Origin of the sequence: Comamonas terrae (genome assembly GCF_001544075.1) — a bacterium.
Lineage (GTDB): Bacteria > Pseudomonadota > Gammaproteobacteria > Burkholderiales > Burkholderiaceae_C > Comamonas > Comamonas terrae.
Genome location: NZ_BCNT01000003.1, coordinates 584,054 through 607,040, shown reverse-complemented (window position 1 = coordinate 607,040; position 22,987 = coordinate 584,054). Strand labels below are relative to the sequence as shown.

Annotated in this window: 19 protein-coding genes; 9 read left to right on the top strand and 10 right to left on the bottom strand. The window is 65.2% G+C overall.

The window, feature by feature from the left end; translation table 11 throughout:
* Positions 1 to 106: 106 nt before the first annotated feature.
* Entirely contained in the window at positions 107 to 790 is a 684-nt protein-coding gene (locus Cte04_RS06125) for an NUDIX hydrolase (RefSeq protein WP_066473685.1), read from the top strand.
* Positions 791 to 805: 15 nt separating this feature from the next.
* Here Cte04_RS06125 and Cte04_RS06120 read toward each other — a convergent pair whose 3' ends face one another.
* The 5 genes from Cte04_RS06120 to metK form a co-directional block, all read right to left on the bottom strand.
* Positions 806 to 1,831: a response regulator gene (locus Cte04_RS06120; protein WP_066473682.1), complete on the bottom strand. Its 1,026-nt coding sequence runs from the start codon at positions 1,829 to 1,831 to the stop codon at positions 806 to 808.
* Between the two features lie 9 nt (positions 1,832 to 1,840).
* Positions 1,841 to 4,798 (bottom strand): MHYT domain-containing protein, encoded by a 2,958-nt coding sequence (locus Cte04_RS06115; RefSeq protein WP_083526522.1) that lies wholly within the window; start codon positions 4,796 to 4,798, stop codon positions 1,841 to 1,843.
* 207 nt (positions 4,799 to 5,005) lie between these two features.
* On the bottom strand, positions 5,006 to 5,215 hold the full coding sequence (locus Cte04_RS06110) for a YbdD/YjiX family protein (protein WP_066474063.1): 210 nt from the start codon (positions 5,213 to 5,215) through the stop codon (positions 5,006 to 5,008).
* A gap of 17 nt (positions 5,216 to 5,232) precedes the next feature.
* Complete coding sequence (locus tag Cte04_RS06105) at positions 5,233 to 7,314, bottom strand: carbon starvation CstA family protein (RefSeq protein ID WP_066473672.1); 2,082 nt, start codon at positions 7,312 to 7,314, stop codon at positions 5,233 to 5,235.
* A gap of 318 nt (positions 7,315 to 7,632) precedes the next feature.
* Entirely contained in the window at positions 7,633 to 8,820 is a 1,188-nt protein-coding gene (gene metK, locus Cte04_RS06100) for a methionine adenosyltransferase (protein WP_066473669.1), read from the bottom strand.
* A 132-nt stretch (positions 8,821 to 8,952) separates the two neighbouring features.
* Here metK and Cte04_RS06095 point away from each other — a divergent pair, with 132 nt between their 5' ends.
* Both Cte04_RS06095 and Cte04_RS06090 read left to right on the top strand, forming a co-directional pair.
* Positions 8,953 to 9,816, top strand: coding sequence for a lysophospholipid acyltransferase family protein (locus Cte04_RS06095; protein ID WP_083526521.1), 864 nt, complete (start codon positions 8,953 to 8,955; stop codon positions 9,814 to 9,816).
* Positions 9,813 to 10,691 carry a lysophospholipid acyltransferase family protein gene (locus tag Cte04_RS06090; protein WP_066473656.1) on the top strand — a complete coding sequence of 293 codons (879 nt, stop codon included), beginning with the start codon at positions 9,813 to 9,815 and terminating at the stop codon, positions 10,689 to 10,691. The genes Cte04_RS06095 and Cte04_RS06090 overlap by 4 nt, the downstream gene beginning before the upstream one ends.
* Positions 10,692 to 10,742: 51 nt before the next feature.
* Here the strand turns inward: Cte04_RS06090 and Cte04_RS06085 are convergent, their stop codons facing one another.
* Positions 10,743 to 11,660 (bottom strand): alpha/beta fold hydrolase, encoded by a 918-nt coding sequence (locus tag Cte04_RS06085; RefSeq protein WP_066473653.1) that lies wholly within the window; start codon positions 11,658 to 11,660, stop codon positions 10,743 to 10,745.
* 50 nt (positions 11,661 to 11,710) lie between these two features.
* On the bottom strand, positions 11,711 to 12,397 hold the full coding sequence (yihA, locus tag Cte04_RS06080) for a ribosome biogenesis GTP-binding protein YihA/YsxC (protein ID WP_174522896.1): 687 nt from the start codon (positions 12,395 to 12,397) through the stop codon (positions 11,711 to 11,713).
* Positions 12,398 to 12,519: 122 nt separating this feature from the next.
* On the opposite strand from yihA, the gene Cte04_RS06075 reads away from it, so the two are divergent.
* The 5 genes from Cte04_RS06075 (at position 12,520) to msrQ (ending at position 18,967) form a co-directional block, all read left to right on the top strand.
* Complete coding sequence (locus tag Cte04_RS06075; RefSeq protein ID WP_066473647.1) at positions 12,520 to 13,164, top strand: c-type cytochrome; 645 nt, start codon at positions 12,520 to 12,522, stop codon at positions 13,162 to 13,164.
* Between the two features lie 211 nt (positions 13,165 to 13,375).
* The gene (locus tag Cte04_RS06070; RefSeq protein WP_066473644.1) at positions 13,376 to 15,553 is read left to right on the top strand and encodes a cytochrome c biogenesis protein ResB; all 2,178 of its coding nucleotides are present in this window, start codon (positions 13,376 to 13,378) and stop codon (positions 15,551 to 15,553) included.
* On the top strand, positions 15,550 to 16,896 hold the full coding sequence (ccsB, locus tag Cte04_RS06065; protein WP_066473640.1) for a c-type cytochrome biogenesis protein CcsB: 1,347 nt from the start codon (positions 15,550 to 15,552) through the stop codon (positions 16,894 to 16,896). Before Cte04_RS06070 ends, ccsB begins: the two co-directional genes overlap by 4 nt.
* Positions 16,897 to 17,130: 234 nt before the next feature.
* Entirely contained in the window at positions 17,131 to 18,126 is a 996-nt protein-coding gene (gene msrP / locus Cte04_RS06060) for a protein-methionine-sulfoxide reductase catalytic subunit MsrP (protein WP_066473637.1), read from the top strand.
* Between the two features lie 226 nt (positions 18,127 to 18,352).
* Entirely contained in the window at positions 18,353 to 18,967 is a 615-nt protein-coding gene (msrQ, locus tag Cte04_RS06055; RefSeq protein WP_066474060.1) for a protein-methionine-sulfoxide reductase heme-binding subunit MsrQ, read from the top strand.
* A 12-nt stretch (positions 18,968 to 18,979) separates the two neighbouring features.
* On the opposite strand, the gene Cte04_RS06050 is transcribed toward msrQ, so the two are convergent.
* Together Cte04_RS06050 and lptM are read right to left on the bottom strand one after the other, a co-directional pair.
* A complete protein-coding gene (locus Cte04_RS06050) occupies positions 18,980 to 19,810 on the bottom strand; it encodes an oxygen-binding di-iron domain-containing protein (RefSeq protein WP_066473633.1) in 831 nt (276 codons plus the stop codon).
* Positions 19,811 to 19,913: 103 nt separating this feature from the next.
* Entirely contained in the window at positions 19,914 to 20,165 is a 252-nt protein-coding gene (lptM, locus tag Cte04_RS06045) for an LPS translocon maturation chaperone LptM (RefSeq protein ID WP_066473631.1), read from the bottom strand.
* Positions 20,166 to 20,177: 12 nt separating this feature from the next.
* Between lptM and cyaY the strand changes: the two genes are divergently transcribed.
* Positions 20,178 to 20,516, top strand: coding sequence for an iron donor protein CyaY (gene cyaY, locus Cte04_RS06040; protein WP_066473629.1), 339 nt, complete (start codon positions 20,178 to 20,180; stop codon positions 20,514 to 20,516).
* A gap of 97 nt (positions 20,517 to 20,613) precedes the next feature.
* Here the strand turns inward: cyaY and Cte04_RS06035 are convergent, their stop codons facing one another.
* Positions 20,614 to 22,938 carry a penicillin-binding protein 1A gene (locus Cte04_RS06035; RefSeq protein WP_066473627.1) on the bottom strand — a complete coding sequence of 775 codons (2,325 nt, stop codon included), beginning with the start codon at positions 22,936 to 22,938 and terminating at the stop codon, positions 20,614 to 20,616.
* Between the last annotated feature and the right edge of the window lie 49 nt (positions 22,939 to 22,987).

Here is a 22,987-nt window from a genome sequence, read left to right as displayed (position 1 = left end):
AATTAATTCTGCAACTAACTAATTTTGAAATTGTCTGCAGAGCGGGAAAGCAATTGTTAATTTGCTGATGGCATACTGCAGTCCAATGATTGGTCTTGGTAAAAAAATGATCCAAACTGAAGACAAGCATGCCCATGTGCTGGTCAGCGTGGATGTGGTCGTGCTGACCCTGGTGGAGCGCGAGCTGAACGTGGTGCTGGTGCAGCGCGCCCGCGCGCCGTTTGCCGGCGTCTGGGCGCTGCCCGGCGGCTACATCCATGCCGACGAGGATGCCGATGCCAAGGCCAGCGCCGCACGCGTGCTCAGGACCAAGGCCGGCATGGAGGGCGCCTATCTGGAGCAGCTGGCCACGTTCACAGGGCCGGCACGCGACCCGCGCGGCTGGTCGGTGGCCATTGCCTATTGCGCGCTGATCCCGCTGGAGAGCCTGCCCACGCAGCGCGCGGACCTCAAGGTCGTGCCCGTGCATGCCGTGGGCCAGCTGCCTTTCGACCATGCCCAGATCCTGCAGGCGGCGCTGGCGCGCGTGCGCAGCAAGAGCCAGTATTCCTCGCTGCCGGTGCACTTCTGCGGCGACGCATTCACCTTGCCGCAGCTGCAGCAGGTGTACGAGAGCATTCTGGGCGAGTCGCTCAACAAGGTGAGCTTCCGGCGCAAGATGGACGAGATGCAGCTGCTGGAGCCCGTGCCCGGAGCCCTGCAGGGCGGCGGGGCCCACCGGCCGGCCCAGCTCTATCGCGTGCGCCCGGCGTTCCGCCAGGAGCTGGCGCTGAGCACGCGCGGGCTGTAGCGCCGCAGCACGGACCTACGCCGCAGCGAACAGCTCCTGGGGCTGCGCCGCATCGGCCCATCTTTCCCGGATCTGCCGGATCTCGGGCATGCAATCGAGAAACAGCGCTGCCAGTTCTGGGTCGAAATGCCCCCCGCTTTCACTGCGGATCAGCTCCAGTGCCTGTTCCACGGACCAGGCCGGCTTGTAGGGGCGCACGCTGGTCAGCGCATCGAAGACATCGGCCAGCGCCACGATGCGAGCCGCATGGGGAATGGCCTCGCCGGCCAGGCCGTGGGGGTAGCCGCTGCCGTCCCATTTTTCATGGTGGTGGAGCGCGATGGTGGCCGCCAGGCGCAGCAGGCCCGACGGATGGTGGCCGATGATGCGCGCACCGATGACCGTGTGCTGGCGCATGACGTCCCACTCCTGCGCAGTGAGCTTGCCCGGCTTGCGCAGGATGGCATCGGGAATGCCGATCTTGCCCACATCGTGCATGGGCGCGGCATGCAGCAGCTCGTTGGCGGCGCGCTCGCTGTAGCCGGCGGCCAGTGCCAGCGTTCTGGCGAAATGGCTCATGCGGATCACATGCAGGCCGGTTTCGTTGTCCTTGTATTCGGCGGCCGTGCCCAGGCATTGCACGATCTGCAGGCGTGTCTCCTGCAATTCCTGCGCATGCACCAGCGACAGATGGGTGCGCACGCGCGCCTGGACGATGTGGGGATTGAAGGGCTTGGTGATGTAGTCGACCGCGCCCAGCTCCAGTCCCTGCTGCTCGTTGGCCGCCTCGGTCAGGGCGGTCACGAAGATCACCGGTATGGCGCTGGTCTGCGGGCTCTGCTTCAGGGCCTTGCAGACTTCGTAGCCGGACAGGCCGGGCATCATGATGTCCAGCAGGATCAGGTCGGGGCGCTCGGTATGCGCCAGCTCCAGCGCGGACTGGCCGCTCTTGGCAAACAGCAGGCGGTAGTGCTGTTGCAGGGTATGGCGCAGAACCTGCAGATTGGTGGGCTCGTCATCGACCAGCAGCAGTGTGGGCCGGGGTTCGGACAGGTGGGGCATGGCGGGCTTTCAGGGGGCAACGCTGAGGCTGCGTTCACCGAGCAGCTGCTGCAGCAGGGCATGGGCCTGGCGGAATTCGAAGGCCTCCACGGCCGCGCGCAGGCTTTGGGCCTGGCTGCGCCGTTGCTGCATCTCCAGCCCGGTGCAGACCTGGTCGAGCAGCGTGTCGTCGAGTTCGCTGCGGGCCAGCATGGACAGCAGCGACTGCATGGCGGGCAGCAGGTCCTCGGCCCGTGGCAAGGCCTGTGCAGCTTCGGCGGTGGTGGCTGCATTGCCGTGGCGCTGGGACACTGCCTGGCGTGCCAGCTGCAGCTTGGCAAGCAGCTGCGGCATCTGCGCCAGCACGGCTGTGCGCTGCTTTTCGCGCGCCAGTGTTTCCAGCTGGCCGGCCAGCTGTGCAATGTCGGCAAGCGCGAGATTGCCTGTGGCGCCCTTGAGCCCGTGCAGGCTGAAGACGGTTTGCTCCCAGTCGATCTCGACGGCGGCTGCTGCCGGCAGCGGATATTTTTCCAGCGCGGCATCGAGGAACTGTTCGATGGCCCGCGCCAGCCGGGCCTCGCTGCCCCAGAGCAGGGCGCCGCGGCCCCAGTCGATGACCGATGCCGGCGCCAGGGCCGGGCCGATGGCCGCCTGCGGCGTATGCAGCGCTGCGTTCTGCGGGATATCCAGCACCTGGGCCATCTCCGCGAACAGGCGCGGCACGTCCAGCGGCTTGATCGCAAAACCGTCCATGCCGGCCTGCAGCGCAGCGCGACGGTCGTCGGCCATGACGCTGGCGGTCAAGGCAATCACGGGTGTGCGCGTGCGCCCCGTGGCCCGCTCGTGCTGGCGCAGCAGGCGGGTGGCCTGCAGGCCGTCGGTGCCCGGCATGTGCACGTCCATGAGCACGATGTCGAAAGGCCCGGCCTTGAATTTCTCCACGGCTTCGGCGCCGTCGCAGGCCATGGCCACCCGGTGGCCGGCATTTTCCAGCGTCAGCGACAGCAGCTCCAGATTCTGCGGAATGTCGTCGGCAATGAGTACGTGCAAGGCCGGCAACTGTACCTGCGCAGCTTCGGGGGGCGCAGCAGCAGGTCCCTGGGCCACCGGCAGAGGCAGCCAGACATGAAAGGTGCTGCCCTGGCCGAACAGGCTCTCGACCTCGATGCGGCCGCCCATGAGTTCGGCCAGCTGGCGCGCGATCGATGTTCCCAGGCCGGTGCCGCCAAAGCGCCGGCTGATGGATGCATCGGCCTGGGTGAAGGGGGTGAAGATGGCTTCGATCTGCTGGGGCGTCATGCCGATGCCGCTGTCGCGCACCTGGACGTGGACCATGTCCTGCTCCCGCGAGAAGACCACGTCCACGGTGCCGCTTTCGGTGAACTTGATGGCATTGCCCACGAGGTTGGTCAGTATCTGCAGCAGCCGCAGCGGATCGCCCAGGTAATGCTCGGGCATGCCGGCCGGGTAGTGCGTTGCCAGCACCAGATGCTTGGCCTGGGCGCCCAGCCGCAGCGAGGACTCGATCTGCATGGCCAGGCCCTTGAGCGAGAACGTGGTCTGCTCCAGTTCGAGGCGCCCTTTCTCCATCTTGGTGGTGTCGAGGATGTCGTTGATCAGCCGCAGCAGTGAGCGCGAGGACTGGCGGATGGTGTTGAGATGGCTGCGCTGGGCGGGCGTCAGGTCGTCCCTGAGCAGCAGCTCCGTGAAGCCGATGATGGAATTCATCGGCGTGCGGATTTCATGGCTCATGTTTGCAAGGAAGCTGCTCTTGGTCGCGGTGGCCTGTTCGGCGCGTTCGGCTGCCTCGCGCAGCGAGGCTTCCAGGGCATGGCGGTCGCTGATGTCCGTCACGAAGCCCACGAACAGCAGCTCGCCCGGCAGCTCGACGCGGCCCACGGCCAGGCGCATGGGCAGCAGGCTGCCGTTCTTGCGCAGCCCCATGACTTCGCGGCCGGTGCCGATGATCTTGGGGTCGCCCGTGGTGCGGTAGTTGCGCAGATAGCTGTCGTGCTTCGATTGATCGGGCTCGGGCATCAGCATCTTGATGTTCTTGCCCGTCACCTCGGCTGCGCTCCAGCCGAAAAGCCGCTCCGCCGAATGGTTGAAGCTCTTGATCAGGCCGCGGCTGTCGATGGTGATGATGCCGTCGACGGCCGTGTCGAGAATGGCGCGCAGGCGCGAGCGGCTGTCGTCCACCTGGCGGTAGAGCTCGCGCGTGCGGATCAGCCCGTTGAGCGCAGCCACCATCACGGCCACCGTGATGGTGAAGGACGAAAGCCCCAGCGATGCATAAGTGGTATTGAGCAGCAGCCCTGGCTCGGCGGGGCCGGGAAAGCCGGAAAAACGCACGGCCGCCATGCCTGTGTAGTGCATGCCGGCAATGGCCAGCCCCATCGTGCTTCCTGCGGCATAGAAGCGCTGGTGGGCACTGAGGCGGGTCTGCCGCAGGCCGTAGCGCACCCAGAGGGCCAGCGTGGCCAGGACCACGGCAACCACGATGGAAAGCGCGAAGGTGAATGGGTCGTAGCGCATTTGCAGCGAGGTCTGCATGGCCGCCATGCCGCTGTAGTGCATGGTGCCGATGCCGGCGCCCACCAGCGTGCCGCTGGCCAGCAGCTGGGGTCTGCTGACATGGCGCTGGGCCAGTATGCGCAATGCGCACCAGGAGGCGATACAGGCCGGCAGCAGAGACAGCAGCGTCAGCCCCGTCGCGTAATGCACGCCCGTGGGCAGCTCGTAGGCCAGCATGCCGATGAAGTGCATGGTCCAGATGCCGCCGCCCAGGGCCAGGGCTCCGGTGCCGAGGGCGATATGCCGGTAGAGCGCGCTTTCGGTCCGGCGAGCCGTCTGTGCGGTCTGCAGGGCCATCGTGGCGGAGAACATGGATACGAAGACGGACAGCAGCACCAGGCCGGGGTCATGCGACCCATGCAGATACGAGGCATGGGCCGTCGTATCGATGAAGAAATCCCTCAACGCCTCCATTGCTTCTGGCTCCCGGGTTCAAGGTTGGTCGGCTGGGCGCACCTTTGCTCGAAATGGTGGCTTCGGTTCTATCGGCAGGCGGGCTGAAAAATGAAGCATCCCGGATGGCGGAGGATGAAATGGCAGGCGTCATTTGGAGCGCAGGGAGGACGCAGGCAATAAAAAAAGCATGCGCGAGGCATGCTTTTTCAGTGGAGACCCGGGGGATCAGCAGCAGCGCACCGGGCGGCCGGAGCCGCCGCCGTAACGTGCATTGATGCGCTCCTTGAAGAACTCCTCATAGCTCATGTAGGGCTGGCCCGGATGGGTCTGCTCCATATGACGCACATAAGTGCCGTAGTCGGGCATGCCCACCATCATGCGGGCGGCCTGGCCCAGATAGCTTCCGGCTTGCTTCAGCTGTTGCAGATTGAACATGCTCATCTCCTGGCGTTTCAGGCGCTGCCCGCCGATGCCGGCATGGGCTGGAATGGCGTTTCCCTGTCGGTGCGGCCGCTGTGCTTGCGCGCCTGCAGGCAGACCCTGACAGAGTAGACCAGGACGCTGAGCACCACCAGCAAAAAGATGGCTGTGAGCGTGGCATTGGTATAGGCGTTGAAGGCGATGGCCTTCATCTGCTCCATGCTCTTGGCGGGTGCCAGCAGCTGGCCCGAGGCGACGGCCTCGCTGTACTTCCTGCCCAGGCTGGTGAAGCCCACGGCGGGATTGGCGTCGAACAGCTTGATCAGGCTGGCGGCCGAGGTGCACAGCACCAGCCAGGCCGCGGGCAGGGCCGTGACCCAGGCGTACCGGCCGCGCTTCATCTTGACCAGCACCACGGTACCCAGCATCAGTGCCAGCGCGGCCAGCATCTGGTTGGAGATGCCGAACAGCGGCCACAGCGTGTTCACGCCGCCCAGCGGGTCGACCACGCCCTGGTACAACAGCCAGCCCCACATGGCCACGCAGCCGCCGGTGCCGACGATGTTGGCGCCCCAGGAGTCGGTCTTCTTGAGCGCGGGCACGAAGTTGCCCAGCAGGTCCTGCAGCATGAAGCGGCCTGCGCGCGTGCCGGCATCCACGGCCGTCAGGATGAACAGCGCCTCGAACAGGATGGCGAAGTGGTACCAGAAGGCCATGGTGTCCTCGCCCGGCAGCACCTGATGCAGGATGAAGGCAATGCCCACGGCCAGCGTGGGCGCGCCGCCGGCGCGCGCGAGGATGGTGTGCTCACCCACGTCCTTGGCGACCTGGTTGAGCTGCTCGGGCGTGATGTGGAAGCCCCACTGGCTCACGGCCGCGGCCACGCTTTGCGCATCGCTGCCCACCAGGGCCGCGGGGCTGTTCATCGCGAAATAGACGCCGGGCTCGATCACGCAGGCCGCGACCATGGCCATGATGGCCACGAAGGATTCCATCAGCATGCCGCCGTAGCCGATGTAGCGGGCGTTGACCTCGTTGTCCAGCAGCTTGGGCGTGGTGCCCGAGGAGATCAGCGCATGGAAGCCCGATACCGCGCCGCAGGCGATGGTGATGAACAGGAAGGGGAACATGCTGCCCTTCCAGACCGGACCCGTGCCGTCGACGAACTGCGTGAGCGCAGGCATCTTGAACTGCGGCGCCACGAACAGAATGCCCAGGGCCAGGCCGACGATGGTGCCGATCTTGAGAAAGGTTGATAGATAGTCGCGCGGCGCCAGCAGCAGCCACACGGGCAGCAGCGAGGCAACGGCGCCGTAGCCGATCAGCATCCACGTGATCTGGATGCCGGTGAAGGTGAAGACCGGGGCCCATTCGGGGCTGGCCGCCACCTTGCCGCCGGCCCAGATGGACAGCAGCAGCAGGACCAGGCTGACGATGGAGATTTCGCCGATGCGGCCCGGGCGGATGTAGCGCATGTACACGCCCATGAACAGCGCGATCGGAATCGTCGCCATCACGGTGAACATGCCCCAGGGGCTCTCGGCCAGGGCCTTGACCACGATCAGCGCCAGCACGGCCAGGATGATGATCATGATCATGTAGGCGCCGAAGAGGGCGATGGTGCCGGGCACCTGGCCCATTTCCTCGCGCACCAGCTCGCCCAGCGAGCGGCCGTTGCGGCGCGTGGAGATGAACAGCACCATGAAGTCCTGCACCGCGCCGGCCAGCACCACGCCGGCAATCAGCCACAGCGTGCCGGGCAGGTAGCCCATTTGCGCGGCCAGCACAGGCCCTACCAGCGGGCCGGCGCCGGCAATGGCGGCAAAGTGGTGGCCGAACAGGATGTGCTTGTTGGTGGGCACATAGTCCAGGCCGTCGTTGTGGAGCACCGCGGGCGTGGCGCGGTGGGGGTCCAGGCCCATCACCTTGGTGGCGATGAACAGGCTGTAGTAGCGGTAGGCCACGAGATAGATGCTGACGGCCGCGGCCACCAGCCAGATGGCGTTGATGGCTTCGCCCCGCCGCAGGGCGACCACGCCCAGGCAGCCGGCGCCCGCGATGGCCAGCGCAATCCAGCCTGCGTGACTCGACCAGCTTTTCTCTTGTTGCTGCATGTGAGTTCCTTGGTTTGACGACTTCACTTGGAATGGGCGTCAACGGCAAGCGGCGTGCACAGGTGCGGGCCGGAGCCAAGGCGATTGCGGCTTCGCCCGGACCTGTGCAGGCTGCTTTCCGGGCCTGCCTCGGGCATGCCCTGCCCATTCGCGCAGTGTATGAAGGTAAGCCTGCAAGGAATTGACAAGCCATGGGATTTTGCTTAAGGGATAACCCTTGCTTGCCGCACGTTCCATAGGCCTGTGCCCAACAGGCAGGGCATGAAAAAAGCCGCCCGGCGGTGGCCGGGCGGCTTTGCTGATGGAGGCGCTTGTGCGTCAGGCCCGCAGGCCGGCAGCTGCACGCAGCGCTGCTGCCTTGTCCGTGCGTTCCCAGGTGAACTCGGGCTCTTCGCGGCCGAAATGGCCGTAGGCGGCGGTCTTGCTGTAGATCGGGCGGCGCAGGTCCAGCATCTCGATGATGCCGCGCGGACGCAGGTCGAAGTGCGCAGCCACCAGCTTGGCGATCTCGTGGTCGGGGATCACGCCCGTGCCTTCGGTGTAGACCGTGATGTTCATGGGGCGGGCCACGCCGATGGCGTAGCTGACCTGGATCTGGCACTGGCGGGCCAGGCCGGCGGCCACGATGTTCTTGGCCACGTAGCGCGCGGCGTAGGCGGCCGAACGGTCCACCTTGGTCGGATCCTTGCCCGAGAAGGCGCCACCGCCGTGGGGGCAGGCACCGCCGTAGGTGTCCACGATGATCTTGCGGCCGGTCAGGCCGCAATCGCCCTGGGGGCCGCCGACCACGAAGCGGCCGGTGGGGTTGATCAGGTACTTGGTTTCCTGCAGCCACTCCTTGGGCAGCACGGGCTTGATGATTTCCTCGATGATGGCTTCGGTGAACGAGGCCTTCATCTTGGTGGCCGATTCCGACTGGTCGGGGCTGTGCTGGGTGGACAGCACCACGGTGTCGATGCTGTGGGGCTTGCCGTCCACATAGCGCATGGTCACCTGGCTCTTGGCGTCCGGGCGCAGGAAGGGCAGGCGGCCGTCCTTGCGCAGCTGGGCCTGGCGCTCCACCAGGCGGTGGGCGTAGTAGATGGGCGCGGGCATCAGCTCGGGCGTCTCGTCGCAGGCATAGCCGAACATCAGGCCCTGGTCGCCGGCGCCGATGTTCAGTTCGTCGTCGCTGGCCTTGTCCACGCCCTGGGCGATGTCCTGGCTCTGCTTGTCGTAGGCCACGAGCACGGCGCAGCCCTTGTAGTCGATGCCGTATTCGGTGTTGTCGTAGCCGATGCGCTTGATGGTGTCGCGCGCGACCTGGATGTAGTCGACGTTGGCACCGGTGGTGATCTCGCCCGCCAATACCACCAGACCGGTGTTGGTCAGTGTCTCTGCAGCCACGCGGCTATGCGGGTCTTGGGTGAAAATAGCGTCCAGAATCGCATCGGAGATCTGGTCCGCCACCTTGTCGGGATGGCCTTCGGATACCGATTCCGAGGTGAACAGAAAATCGCTCGCCATTGAATAAACTCCTTGTTCCAGCTTTTTAGTGGGCGCTGCCCAAGCTCAAGAAGCTCTGGCGAACGCTTTAGCAGAACTTATTTAACGTCGCTCTGCAAGTTGCTCATTTAACTCAGCGACTCCCCAATTCTAATGCCTTCCCTGTTTCGACTCTTTGCTGCGCTGCCTTTGTGGCTATTGCACTCGCTGGGCGCAGTCATGGGATGGCTGGTTTTTGCCCTGTCTCCGACGTACCGGCGCCGCTTTGCCGCCAATGCCGCCCAGGCCGGCTATCGCTTTGGCCAGGTGCGCGCGGCCGTCGGGCATGCGGGCCGCATGGTGTTCGAGATGCCCCGCATCTGGCTGGGGCAGCTGCCGCCGTGCACCATGGTCAACGAGGAATGCGCCAAGGCCGCTTTTGCGCGCGGCAAGGGCATCGTGTTTCTCACGCCGCACCTCGGCTGCTTCGAGATGTCGGTGCAGGATGCGGCGCGGCGCTGGGCCGCCGAGCATGGCGACATCACGGTGCTGTACCGGCCGGCCCGCCAGGGCTGGCTGGCCCAGATCCTGGAAACCGCACGCAACCGGCCCGGCGTGCAGGCCGTGCCGACCACGCTGTCGGGCGTGCGGCAGATGATCAAGGCCCTGCGCCAGGGATCGGCCGTGGGGCTGCTGCCCGACCAGGTGCCGCCGCAGGGCCTGGGCATCTGGTCCCCGTTCTTCGGGCGCGAAGCCTATACGATGACGCTCGCGGCGCGCCTGGTGCTGCAGACCGGGGCCGCCGTCATCGTGGCCCGGTGTGAGCGTTTGCCCTGGGGGCGGGGCTATACGCTGTATTTGGAGGAATTGCCTGTGCCCACTTCTCAAACGCTGGAGTCTGCCGTGCAGCAGATCAACGCGGCCATGGAGGCCACCATCCGCCAATGCCCGCAGCAATACCTGTGGGGGTATGGCCGTTACAAGCAGCCGCGTGCGGAAAGCCTGCAGACACCGCAGGCCCAGGGGGAGAGCGTATGAGCGCCAGCCGGATTGCCATCGGCTGCATGCATGTGCTGGCCAGGCTGCCGCTGCCCGTGCTGCGCGGTCTGGGCAAGTGGGTGGGCCGCGTGCTCTATGTGCTGGCGGGCCAGCGGCGCAGGATTGCGCTGCGCAATCTGGAGCTGTGCTTTCCGGAGGTGCCCGAAACCCAGCGCAGGGCCTGGGCGAAAGAGACCTTCGAGGTGTTCTGCCAGACCTTTCTGGACCGCAGCTGGCTGTGGTTCGGCTCCGAGGAACTGGTCAGAAGCCGCGTGAAGCTGACCGGCGCCGTCCATGAGCTCGATGGCGGCGAGGCCACGATCGTGTTCGCACCGCACTTCTACAGCATGGATGCGGGCGGACTGGCGCTGCCGCTCAATACCAGCCGCGAGTTCACCTCCATCTATGCGACCAACCCCGATCCGGCGCTGGATGCCTGGTTCATGGCCGGCCGCCAGCGCTTCGGCAATGTGCGCATGCTCAACCGTGCCGACGGCGTCAAGCCCATCATTTCCTGCCTGCGCAAGGGCGGCCTGCTGTACCTGCTGCCCGACATGGACTATGGCAAGAACGATTCGGTGTTCGTGCCCTTCTTCGCCGTGCAGAACACCGCGACCATCCCGTCGCTGTCGCGCTTTGCCCGGCTGGGCAAGGCCAAGGTGGTGGCGCTTTACAACCGCATGACGCCCGATGGCTATGTGGCCGAGCTGACGCCCGCATGGGAGAACTTCCCTACCGACGACCATGTGGCCGACACGGCGCGCATGAACCGCGAGCTGGAGGCCGCCATCCTGACCATGCCGGCCCAGTACTACTGGGTGCACAAACGCTTCAAGACGCGGCCCGACGGCGAGCCTTCGCTGTATGCCCCATAAAGGATTTGAGTGAAAACTGGCTGAAGCGCTTGTGCATCAGGCGCTGCCAGCTCACTTTTTTGCAGGCTCTGCCAGAAATTCCTGCAAGGTCCGGGCGACGGTTTCGGGCTGCTCGTGCACAAGCCAATGGCTGGCATTGCCGACATGCTCCACCTGCAGTTGGGGCACCCATTGCTCCAGACCGTCCAGCAGCGCGGGCTGCAGTGCCAGATCCTGGTCGCCCCAGAGAATGCGCGTGGGCACGGGAATGTGCAGCATCTCGGGCGGCAGCGTGAGTCCGCGGATGTCGTGCAATGCATCCTCGCTGTCGCCAGGGCGGGGCGGGGCCAGCGGGCTGGCCGCGTAGTACATGCAGGCGCCGTGCACGCCCAGACTCCAGTGCTGTTTGTATTGCGCCTGAAGCTGCGGCGTCATCCAGGCGGGCATGCCGCCCTGGCGGGTCTGGAAAAAGCCCAGCATGCGCTGCCAGTCGTTTTCGGCCAGCAGCCGTGGTGCATCGGGACGGCGCAGGAAGTGCATGTACTGGCTGGCTGCCTGCTGCCGGGGATTGCTCTGCAGTTCGCGCAAGAAGGTGCCGGGATGCGGCGAATTGAGGATGAACAGCCGCTGCAGCAGTTCCGGGTGGCGGTTGGCCAGCCCCCAGGCCACGGCACCGCCCCAGTCGTGGGCGATCACGCAGGCGGTCGGCTGCCCGGGGCTTTCCAGCTGTATGAGCGCCTTCAGGTCGTCGACCAGCAGCTTGGCGCGGTAGTCCCCCACATCTTCGGGCTGGCTGGAGCGCCCGTAGCCACGCATGTTCGGTGCCACGCAGCGGTAGCGGCCGCCGAAATGCTCCAGCAGTTCGTCCCAGATGAAGGCGCCCTCGGGGAAGCCGTGCAGGAACAGCAGCAGCGGCTGGCCTGCCTGGCCGCTGCTGCGGCACTCCAGTTCTATGCCGTTGGACAGGGAATGCGTGCAAACGCTGATCATGAAGCTCTCCTATTCATAGCTTCCAGCGCTTGCACATCAAGCGCTGGAAGCTATTTTTGCTGAGGTTCTTCGGCAGCCGGCGTCGCATCGGCGACGGCGGCGGGCTGCAGGCCTTCGGGATGGCACCAGTGCCACAGCAGCTGGGCGACGTCATCCACGCCCTGCTTCTTGAGCGCCGAGAACATGCGCACCTCGCCGCCGCCTGCATTGAGCCTGGTGATGGACAGCACCTTGGCCTGTTCGGCGCGCGTGAGCTTGTCGGCCTTGGTCAGCAGGATCAGGAATCTCAGTCCTTGCTCCACGCGCGGGCGGATGGCTTCGAGCAGGGCTTCGTCCAGCTCGGTCAGGCCCAGGCGGGGGTCGCACAGCAGCACCACGGCGGTCAGGCTTTCGCGGCTGATCAGGTAGTTGAGCATCACGCGCTGCCAGCGTTCCTTGTCCGAGCGCGAAACGGCCGCGTAGCCATAGCCGGGCAGGTCGGCCAGCACGGCATCGGTCACGCCCTGCTTGCCCAGGGCAAACAGGTTGATGTGCTGGGTGCGGCCAGGCTTCTTGGAAGCGAAGGCCAGCTGCTTTTGCTGGGTCAGCGTATTGATGCAGGTGGACTTGCCCGCGTTGGAGCGGCCCACGAAGGCGATTTCGGGAACCTCGACGGTCGGGAGCTGGTGGAGCTGGGCCGCGGTGGTGAAAAACCGCGCGGTGTGCATCCAGCCCATGGCAAGCTTGCTGTCGATCAAGGATTGTGTTTTTCCGGCAGCTGTATCCGGGGAAGCATGGGTCATGACGGTATCTATTTCAGGGAGGCCCATTGTAGAATCGGCCGGATTCGCGCTCTCAACAATAGACCTAGCCCCTTGATATGAAGTTGCTTGCCTCGTTGCTGACGGCTGCTATTTTCGCAGCACCTGCCTTCCCCGCTTTTTCGGCCGGGGAAACGCCCGCCACCGCCGGGGCCACAGCCACCAAGGTCGATCTCGCCAAGGGCGAAGCCAGCTACGGTGCTGTCTGCGCGGCCTGCCATGCAGCCGACGGCAATTCCACGGTACCGCTGCAGCCCAAGCTGGCGGGCCAGCATCCCGAATACCTGGTCAAGCAACTGCGCGAGTTCAAGGACGGCAAGCGCAACGATCCGGTCATGAAGGGCATGGCCACCACGCTCAGCGATGCCGACATGCAGAATGTCTCGGCCTGGCTGCATGCCCAGAAGCCCAAGAATGGCTTTTCCAAAGACAAAGATCTTGTGACCCTGGGTGAACGTATCTACCGCGGCGGCATCCAGGACCGCAATATCGCGGCCTGCGCGGGCTGCCACAGCCCCAACGGCGCAGGCATACCCGCCCAGTATCCGCGCCTGGCGGGCCAGCATGCGGACTACACCGTCAAGACCCTGGCGGCATTCCGCGACGGCACGCGCGCCAATAGCATTCCCATGGCCCAGGTTGCTGCCAAGCTCAACGACCGTGAAATCAAGGCCGTGGCAGACTATATTGCTGGCTTGCGTTAAAGCTTTCGTTCATTGGAGAAGTGTCCTGGGGTAAACCCCGGGGAACTTTCACGGCTTCAACATCCCAAAGTCAGGCGGGCCCATCGCGCAAGCAGAGGGCCCGCCTTTTTTTGCCGCCGGGCCGCCCAAGGCCAAGGCGGCCTCTCGGGCGGCGGCCACACGCCAGGGGGAACGCGGGGCATTTTTTCATTCGGGCATTTTTCGGTCGTTCATGTCAGACATCCCTTTCCGCGAACGCGACTCCTCCCGCTCACCGTCCGTGCGCGCGGCCATGGAGCTGCTGGCGTCCATGCGTTTTGCGATTTCGCTGCTCACGGTGATCTGCATTGCATCGGTGATCGGCACCGTGCTCAAGCAGCACGAGCCGCTGGCCAATTATGTGAACCAGTTCGGGCCCTTCTGGGCCCAGCTGTTCCTCGCGCTCAAGCTCAACGCGGTCTACAGCGCCTGGTGGTTTCTGCTGATCCTGGCCTTCCTGGTGGTCAGCACGTCGCTGTGCGTGGCGCGCCACGCGCCCAAATACCTGGCTGACATCCGCACCTACAAGGAAAACATCCGCGAGCAAAGCCTCAAGGCCTTCCACCACCGCGCCGAAGGCGATGTGCCGGGCAGCACGGAAGAGGCGGCCCGGCGCCTGGGCCAGCAACTGGCCTCGGGCGGCTGGAAGGTGAAGCTGCAGCAGCGCGACACGGCCGCCGGTCCGGGCACGGGCTGGATGCTGGCTGCCAAGGCCGGTGCGGTCAACAAGCTCGGCTATATCGCGGCGCACTGCGCCATCATCCTGATCTGCCTGGGCGGTCTGTTCGACGGCGACCTGATCGTGCGCGCCCAGATGCTGCTGGGCGGCAAGACGCCGTATACCGGCGGCGGCATGATCTCGGACGTGGCGCCCGAGCACCGCCTGTCGCCGCGCAACCCCACCTTCCGGGGCAACCTCATGGTGTCCGAAGGCACGCAGTCGGGCACGGCCATCCTGAGCCAGTCCGACGGCATCCTGCTGCAGGAACTGCCGTTTTCGGTGGAGCTCAAGAAATTCATCGTGGAGTACTACTCCACGGGCATGCCCAAGCTGTTTGCCAGCGACATCGTGATCCACGACCGCGAGACCGGCGAGAAGCTGGAAAAGCGCGTGGAGGTCAACCATCCGGCCAGCTACAAGGGCGTGGAGATCTACCAGTCCAGCTTCGACGACGGCGGCTCCACCGTCAAGCTGCATGCCGTGCCGCTGGACAGCGCGGAAAAGGCCTTCGATGTCGAAGGCATGATCGGCAGCTCCACGGTCTTCACCAAGCAAGGCGCCGATGGCCGCCAGGACAAGGTCACCCTGGAATTCACGGGCCTGCGCACCATCAACGTGGAGAACTTCGGCGACAACAACAGCCAGGGCGCCGATGTGCGCAAGGTCAACCTCAAGCAGTCCATCGAGGACCGGCTGGGGGCGGCCCACAAGACCAATGGCAAAAAGGATTTGCGCAACATCGGCCCCAGCGTGAGCTACAAGCTGCGCGACGCGGCCGGCCAGGCGCGCGAATTCCAGAATTACATGCTGCCCGTGGACATGGGCGACGGCCAGCCCGTTTTCCTGCTGGGCCTGCGCGAGAACCAGGCCGACCCGATGCGCTATCTGCGCATCCCCGCCGATCCCGAAGGCACGCTGGACACCTTCATGCGCCTGCGCACCGCCATGCAGGATCCCGCCATGGGCGAGAAGGCCGCGCGCGCCTATGTGAAGAAGGCCGTGGATGCTTCCCGGCCCGAGCTGGCCGAACCGCTGACCCAGTCGGCGCTCAAGGCGCTGGAGCTGTTCGCGGGCAAGGGTGAGGGCCAGCGCAAGGGCCCGAACGGCAAGCCGCTGGGCGGGTTGCAGGCGCTGTCGGATTTCATGGAGTCCAACGTGCCCGAGGCCGAGCGCGAGCGTGCCGGCGAAGTGCTGGTGCGCATCCTCAACGGCGTGCTGTTCGAGCTGGCGCAGCAGGTGCGCGAGCAGGCGGGCCACAAGCCCCTGGACGCCAGCGAAAAGACGCAGGCCTTCATGACCCAGGCGGTGTTCTCGCTCAGCGATGCCCAGTTCTATCCCGTACCGCTGGTGTTCATGCTGCAGGACTTCAAGCAGGTGCAGGCCAGCGTGTTCCAGGTGGCGCGAGCCCCTGGCAAGAACGTGGTGTATCTGGGCTGCGCCTTGCTGATCATCGGCGTGTTCGCCATGCTGTACGTGCGTGACCGGCGCCTGTGGATCTGGCTGACGCCGCGCGATGGCGGCTGCCACGCCAGCATGGCCCTGTCCACCAACCGCAAGACCCTGGACGGCGACCGCGAGTTCGGCATGCTGGCCGACAAGCTGATCGGGGCCAAGCCCATGGAAAAGAAGACATCCGGAGGTTCGGTATGAATACCGTCACGACAAGAACGAACACGACCCTGACTCTGAACGAAGGCTATTTCGCGCGCCGCAACTGGCTGGACTGGCTGTTCGCGGTCGTGGTGGCCGTGGGCCTGGGCTATGCGCTGCAGCGCTACGCGGCCTATATGGACGTGTACGAGAAAGGCATTTTGCTGGCCTCCATCCCCGGCATGATCTGGCTGGGCTGGTTCTGGCGCCCCTTGCGCGCGCTGATGCTGGGGGTGGTCGTGATGGCGCTGCTGGCCATCGGCCTGTACCAGGGGCCGGAGGGAGCCGATCTGGCGCGCTCGGAAACCGTGTTCGGCCTCAAGTACTTTCTGTCCAGCCAGTCCGCCATCCTGTGGATGAGCGTGGTGTTCTTCATCAGCACCGTGTTCTACTGGATCGGCATGTTCGCCAAGGGCGAAAGCTCCACCATGTCGCTGCTGGGATCGCGCCTGGTCTGGCTGGCCGTCACCATGGCCCTGATCGGCACCATGGTGCGCTGGTACGAGAGCTACGTGATGGGGCCGGACATCGGCCACATTCCCGTCAGCAACCTCTATGAGGTGTTCGTGCTGTTTTGCTGGATGACGGCTATCTTCTACCTGTACTTCGAGGAGCACTACGGGACGCGTGCGCTCGGCGGCTTCGTGATGCTGGTGGTCAGCGCGGCCGTGGGCTTTCTGCTGTGGTACACGGTGGAGCGCCAGGCCTACGAGATCCAGCCGCTGGTGCCGGCGCTCAAGAGCTGGTGGATGAAGCTGCACGTGCCGGCCAACTTCATCGGTTACGGCACTTTCGCCCTGTCGGCCATGGTGGCCTTTGCCTACCTGATCAAGCAGCAGGCCGGCGAAACCCGCTGGTACAAGCTCGCGCCGCTGTGGCTGCTGGGCGTGGTGCTGTGCTTCGAGCCCATCGTGTTCCGCCAGGGGGCCGCCGACAAGGGCAGCAGCTACTGGATGGTGTATTTCGGCATCTCGGCGCTGATCGTGGCCGGCATTCTGCTGGGCCGCAAGCGCATCGCCACCCGCCTGCCGTCCTTCGAGGTGCTGGACGACCTGATGTACAAGGCCATTGCCGTGGGCTTTGCCTTCTTCACCATCGCCACGGTGCTGGGCGCGCTGTGGGCAGCCGAGGCCTGGGGCGGCTACTGGAGCTGGGACCCCAAGGAAACCTGGGCGCTCATTGTCTGGCTCAACTACGCGGCCTGGCTGCACATGCGCCTCATGAAGGGGCTGCGCGGCACGGTGTCGGCCTGGTGGGCGCTGGCCGGCCTGGTGGTGACGACCTTTGCCTTCCTGGGCGTGAACATGTTCCTCTCGGGCCTGCACAGCTACGGCGAACTGTAAGACGCAGGTTGCTTCCAAAAACGGAGCTGCTGGCGCCTCCATTTCATGGATATCGAGGTGAAATCCCTTCGATATCATGAATTGGAAAGCGCAGGCAGCTCCTTTTTTCATATTGCCGGGCGTTGCCAAGGAACTTTGCCGGCCCGGCCGCTGTCTGAAGCTGCAGCGGCTTCGTCGTTTCATGCCATGCCGGCATGATGGCGGGCTTCCCCACCTCATCCACGGAGTTGCGCAATGCTGATACGTGACCACAGCCAGGGCTTTCAACATCGTCTGAGCAGCGAGATCACGCCGCAATCCGTATACCAGCAGCGCCGCGCGCTGCTGCAGGCCATGGCGGGCGGCGCGGCCGGTGCCGTGCTGGCCGGCTGGGCCGCCCGCAATGCCATGGCGGCCACCGAGCGGCCCGGCAAGCTGGCGGCCCTGGTCGGCGTTCCTAGCAAGGTGGCGGGCGCCGTGAGCATGGAGCGCACGACCAGCTACGCCGACGCCACGAGCTACAACAACTACTACGAGTTCGGCCTGGACAAGAGCGACCCGGCCCGCCATGCGCACACGCTCAAGCCCCGGCCCTGGACCGTCAAGGTCGAAGGGCTGGTGCAGCACCCCCAGACCCTCGATATCGATGCGCTGCTCAAGCTGGCGCCGCAGGAGGAGCGCATCTACCGGCTGCGCTGCGTGGAGGGCTGGTCCATGGTGATTCCGTGGATAGGCTATTCGCTCTCCGAACTGCTCAGGAAGGTGCAGCCGCTGGGCAGCGCCAAGTACGTGGAGTTCGTCACCCTGGCCGACAAGGCGCAGATGCCCGGCCTGGACAGCCGCGTGCTGGACTGGCCGTATACCGAAGGCCTGCGCCTGGACGAAGCCATGCATCCCCTCACGCTGCTGGCCTTCGGCATGTACGGCGAGGTGCTGCCCAACCAGAACGGCGCGCCGCTGCGGCTGGTGGTGCCGTGGAAATACGGCTTCAAGAGCGCCAAGAGCCTCGTGGCCATACGCCTGACCGACAAGGAGCCTGGAACGGCCTGGAACAAGGCTGCTCGCAACGAGTACGGCTTCTATTCCAACGTGAATCCCGATGTGCCGCATCCGCGCTGGAGCCAGGCCACGGAGCGGCGCATCGGCGAGGACGGCCTGTTCGCCAAAAAGCGCAAGACGCTGCTGTTCAATGGCTATGGCGACCAGGTGGCGCAGCTCTACGCGGGCATGGATCTGAAGAAGTTCTACTGATGCGGGCCTTAGAACTGCTCATGATCTCTACGCAGCCGCGTTGGCAACGCTCCAGCCCTTCGGAACGGTGGCTTTGCGGCCGCCCGGGTGAAGGGCAGTCTGCGGCGTTGCAAGTCCTCGCAATAGCGCTGCGGCTATTGCTGCGGTGTTGCGAGCGGGGGGCCTTTCCCTTGCATCCCATCCCGCAAAGCTGCTGTCGCGGCGCGAGAGGATCATGAGCGTGTTCTTGCAAAAGCAGCTGCTGCGGCCCTGGGTCAAGCCGCTGCTGTTCGTGCTGTGCCTGCTGCCTTTTGCCTGGCTGCTCAATGGCGCCGTGGCCAATACGCTGGGCGCGAACCCTGCGGAAGCGCTGCTGCGCAAAACCGGGGACTGGACCTTGCGTTTTCTGTGCATCGTCCTGGCCGTCACGCCGCTGCGCCAGTTCTTCGGCCTGCCGGTGCTGGCGCGTTTCAGGCGCATGCTCGGTCTGTACGTGTTCTTCTATGCCTGCCTGCACCTGCTGTGCTATGCCTGGTTCGACATGGGGCTGGAGTGGGACGATATCGTGGCCGACATTCCCAAGCGGCCCTTCATCCTCGTGGGCTTTCTGACCTGGCTGCTGCTCACGGTGCTGGCCGCGACCTCTCCCAAGTTCGTGCTCAAGGCCCTGGGCGGCAGGCGCTGGCAGTGGCTGCACCGCGCCGTCTATGTGGTCGTGCCGCTGGCGTTGCTGCACTTTTTCTGGATGCGTGCGGGCAAGAACAATTTTGCCGAGGTGGCGCTCTATGCGGCCATCCTCGGCCTGCTGATGCTGTGGCGTGTCTGGCAGGCGATGCGCCCGGCCCGGGCGAGGCCGGCCTGACCGGCCGCACGCTCAGGCGCCGGCCACGGCCCGCAGCGGCGGCCGCACCTGGCGCGTGGCAGGATCGATCTGGGCGGTGGGCAACTGGTAGGCGCGCTGGTCGAACAGGTCGATGCCGCACTGCAGGCCTTCGAGCCAGTTGAACAGGTCGGCTATGGCCTGCTGGCCCATGATGGGCGCCCCGTGCTGGGGGACGATCATGTCGATCGGCAGCTGGCGCGCCATCTGTACCCACAGCCGCAGGATCTTGTTGGAGACCATGTAGCGCCGGTGAAAGCCTTCCATGCGCGCGATATGCGGCATCAGGTCGGTGACCGGGCGCTGCGCTTGGGCTCCGGTGGTGAGCGACACGCCCAGGTCGCCCGTGAAAAGGATGCGGCTGACGGGGTCGTAGAAGTGGAAATTGCCCTCGGCATGCAGGAAATGGGCCGGCAGCAGCAGCAGTTCGCTGTTGCCCAGCGGCAGCCGGCCGCCGGCATCGGGCACGCCGATGACGCGGTTCTCCGTCTTGCCCACTTTGGTGAAGTGCGGTGCGAAGCGCTCCCAGATGCGCGAGATGACGAGCTGGGCCTGGGTGGAAGTCATCCAGCGGTCCAGCGAGGCGATGATGTCCGGGTCCGCGTGCGAGGCGATCAGGTAGGCGAGCTTTTGCGGCGGAAAGTGGCGCGACATGCCCATGAACAGCTCGTTGAACGCGAGGTTGCCGCCCGGGTCGATGATGGCGCCCATGCCATGGTCCACGATCAGGAACTGGTTGGCCTGGATGGCCTGACCGTCTTCCTCGATCAGGTCGGTGAACATCAGGCAGATGTGGTGCTTATCGCGGTAGAGCTCTATGGGCATGGCGGGTTTGCCAAAGGACAAGATGCCCGCACTCTAGGGGGCAAACCCGCAGACGGCATTGACCTGCATCAACCGGCGCACACCGCGCCGGCGGCAGCCGCGATCAGGGCTTGGCCGGGGCGTCGGCATCGGCCGGCATATCTGCCGGTGTATCGTCCTGGGGCATCTGCCGGGTCGCGGGGGCAGGCTTGCGGGAGATGCCGAGCGACTCGGGCAGCGTTGCACGGTCGCGGGCCGCCGGATCGGTGGGCAGGAACAGCGGGCCCTTCTGCCCGCAGCCGGCCAGCAGGGCCAGGGACGCCGCACAGGCCGCAAGGGCAATGCTCCTGACTAGAATTTGAGGGGCTTTCAACATGTGCGAATTGTAATGACTGACCTTGAATACCTGGACCGCGCGGAGCAGCTGCTTTTGGCTGTGGAGCAATGCTGCGACCGCATCAACGACGAAACCGATGCCGACATCGATGCCCAGCGCGTGGGCGGCATGGTGACCCTGGTGTTTGGCAACCGCAGCCAGATTGTGATCAATCAGCAAAAGCCTTTGCACGAGATCTGGCTGGCGGCCCGGGCCGGCGGCTTCCATTACCGTTTCGATGCCGCGCAGAATGCCTGGGTGGACACCAAGGGCGCCGGCGAGTTCTTTGCCAACCTGAGCAGCTATGCCACGGAGCAATCCGGCCTGAAGCTCGAATTCAAGGCGCTCTGACTCCGCTGCCGCAGCCGTGGGCGGCGTGGGAGTCTGGCCGGAAAATGAAAAAGCCTGCTCGCAGGGAGCAGGCTTTCTTGCATCTGGCTGTCCGTGATCAGTTGCGGAACAGGTCCAGGATGCGGCTGCGTTCCTCGGCCGGCGGCGGCGGAGTGGCTCCGGCGGCCGCATTGGTGTCGCTGCCTTCCATGCCCAGGCTGGTGACGCCGCCGTTGCGGGCATTTTCCTCGTAGTACCAATCGCCGCCCATGCTGACCACGCCGGGCGGAACGGGCATCTCGGCCACCGGCACGCCCTTGAGCGCATGCTGCATGAAGCTGATCCAGATCGGCAGGCTCAGGCCGCCGCCGGTTTCGCGCGAGCCCAGGTTGCGCGGCGTGTCGTAGCCGATCCAGGATACGGCCGCCAGCGTGGGCTGGAAGCCGGCAAACCAGGCATCCACGGAGTCATTGGTCGTGCCCGTCTTGCCGTAGAGGTCGGGACGCTTGAGCGTGGCCTGGGCGCGCGCCGCGGTGCCCACGCGGGCCACGTCGTTGAGCAGCGTGTCCATGACGAAGGCGTTGCGCGCCGGGATGGCCTGGGGCAGGTCATTGACCGGCGGGGGCGTGAACTCGGAAAGAATGCGCCCCTTGTGGTCCACGACCTTGGCGATGAGCCAGGGGTTGACGCGGTGGCCGCCATTGGCGAATACCGAGTAGCCGGCGGCCATCTGCAAGGGCGTCACGGAGCCGGCGCCCAGGGCCATGGTCAGATAGGCCGGCTGCTTGGAGGCCTCGAAGCCGAAGCGCGTGGCCCATTCCTGTCCCTGCTTGGGCCCGACGGCCTGCAGCAGGCGGATGGAGATCATGTTCTTGGACTTGTTCAGGCCCGTGCGCATGGTCATGGGGCCGTCATAGCGGCCGTCGTAGTTCTTGGGCTCCCAGGGCTGGCCCCCTGTGACCGACGAGCCGAAGAAGATTGGCGCGTCGTTGATCATGGTGGCCGGCGAGAAGCCCTTTTCCAGCGCTGCCGAGTAGATGAACGGCTTGAAGCTGGAGCCCGGCTGGCGCCAGGCCTGGGTGACGTGGTTGAACTTGTTCTTTTCGAAGTCGAAGCCGCCGACCAGCGCACGGATGGCACCGGTCTGCGGCACCATTGCGACGAAGGCGCCTTCCACCTCGGGCAGCTGGGTGATCTCCCATGTGCCCTTGGGCGTCTTGACCGCACGGATGATGGCGCCGGGGCGGATCTTGATGTTGGGCGGGGCCTTGGGGCTCAGGCCCGACTCGGCCGGCTTGAGGCCTTCGCCCGTGATCTCGAAATGTTCGCCGTCGGCGCGCGCGGCGATGATCCTGCGGGGCGAGGCATCGAGCACCACGGCCGCGATCACGTCCCCGTTGTCGGGGTGGTTGGCCAGCGCATCGTCGATGGCGTCTTCGAGTTCCTGCGGGTTGGTGGGCAGGGCGATGAACTTTTCCGGGCCGCGGTACTTCTGGCGGCGCTCGTAATTCATGATGCCGCTGCGCAGCGCGTTGTAGGCGGCTTCCTGTTCGCCGGCATTGAGCGTGGTGTAGACGTTCAGGCCGCGCGTATAGGCTTCGTTGCCGTACTGGGCAAAGATCAACTGGCGCGCCATTTCGGCCACGTATTCGGCATGCACGCGGGTGCTGTTGCTGGCGGTGCGGATCTTGAGCGGCTCTTCACGCGCCTGCCTGGCCTGCTCGGCCGTGATGAAGCCGTTTTCCTCCATGCGGTCGATGATGTAGAGCTGGCGCACGCGCGCGCGCTTGGGATTGCTGATCGGGTTGTAGGCCGAAGGGGCCTTGGGCAGGCCGGCCAGCATGGCGGCCTCGGCCACCGTGATGTCCTTGAGCGGGTGGCCGAAGTAGGCTTCGCAGGCCGCGGCAAAGCCATAGGCGCGGTTGCCCAGGTAGATCTGGTTCATGTAGATCTCGAGGATCTGGTTCTTGGTCAGCAGGTGCTCGAGCTTGAACGTCAGCAGAATCTCGTAGATCTTGCGCGTGAAGGTCTTTTCGGAAGACAGGTACACATTGCGCGCCACCTGCATGGTGATGGTCGAGGCTCCCTGGCTCTTGACCCGGCCCAGGTTGGCAATGGCCGCACGCAGCATGCCCTTGTAGTCCACGCCGCCATGCTCGAAGAAGCGGGTGTCCTCGATGGCCAGCACCGCGTTGGTCATGACCTTGGGAATGTCCTGGATCGGTGTCAGCGTGCGGCGCTCTTCCCCGAATTCGCCCAGCAGCGCGCCTTCGCTCGAGTAGATGCGCAGCGGCAGCTTGGGCCGGTAGTCTGCGAGTTCGGACACATCGGGCAGATTGGGATAGGCCATGGCCAGGGCGACAGCCACCGTGAGCACCAGGGCCAGGGCTGCGGCAACGGCAATGCCGGCCAGCCAGAGGATGGCGCGGGGAAACCAGTGCATACGCTTCTTGGAGGTGGGCTGAGGCCTGGAGGCCTGGGGAGCGGAGTTG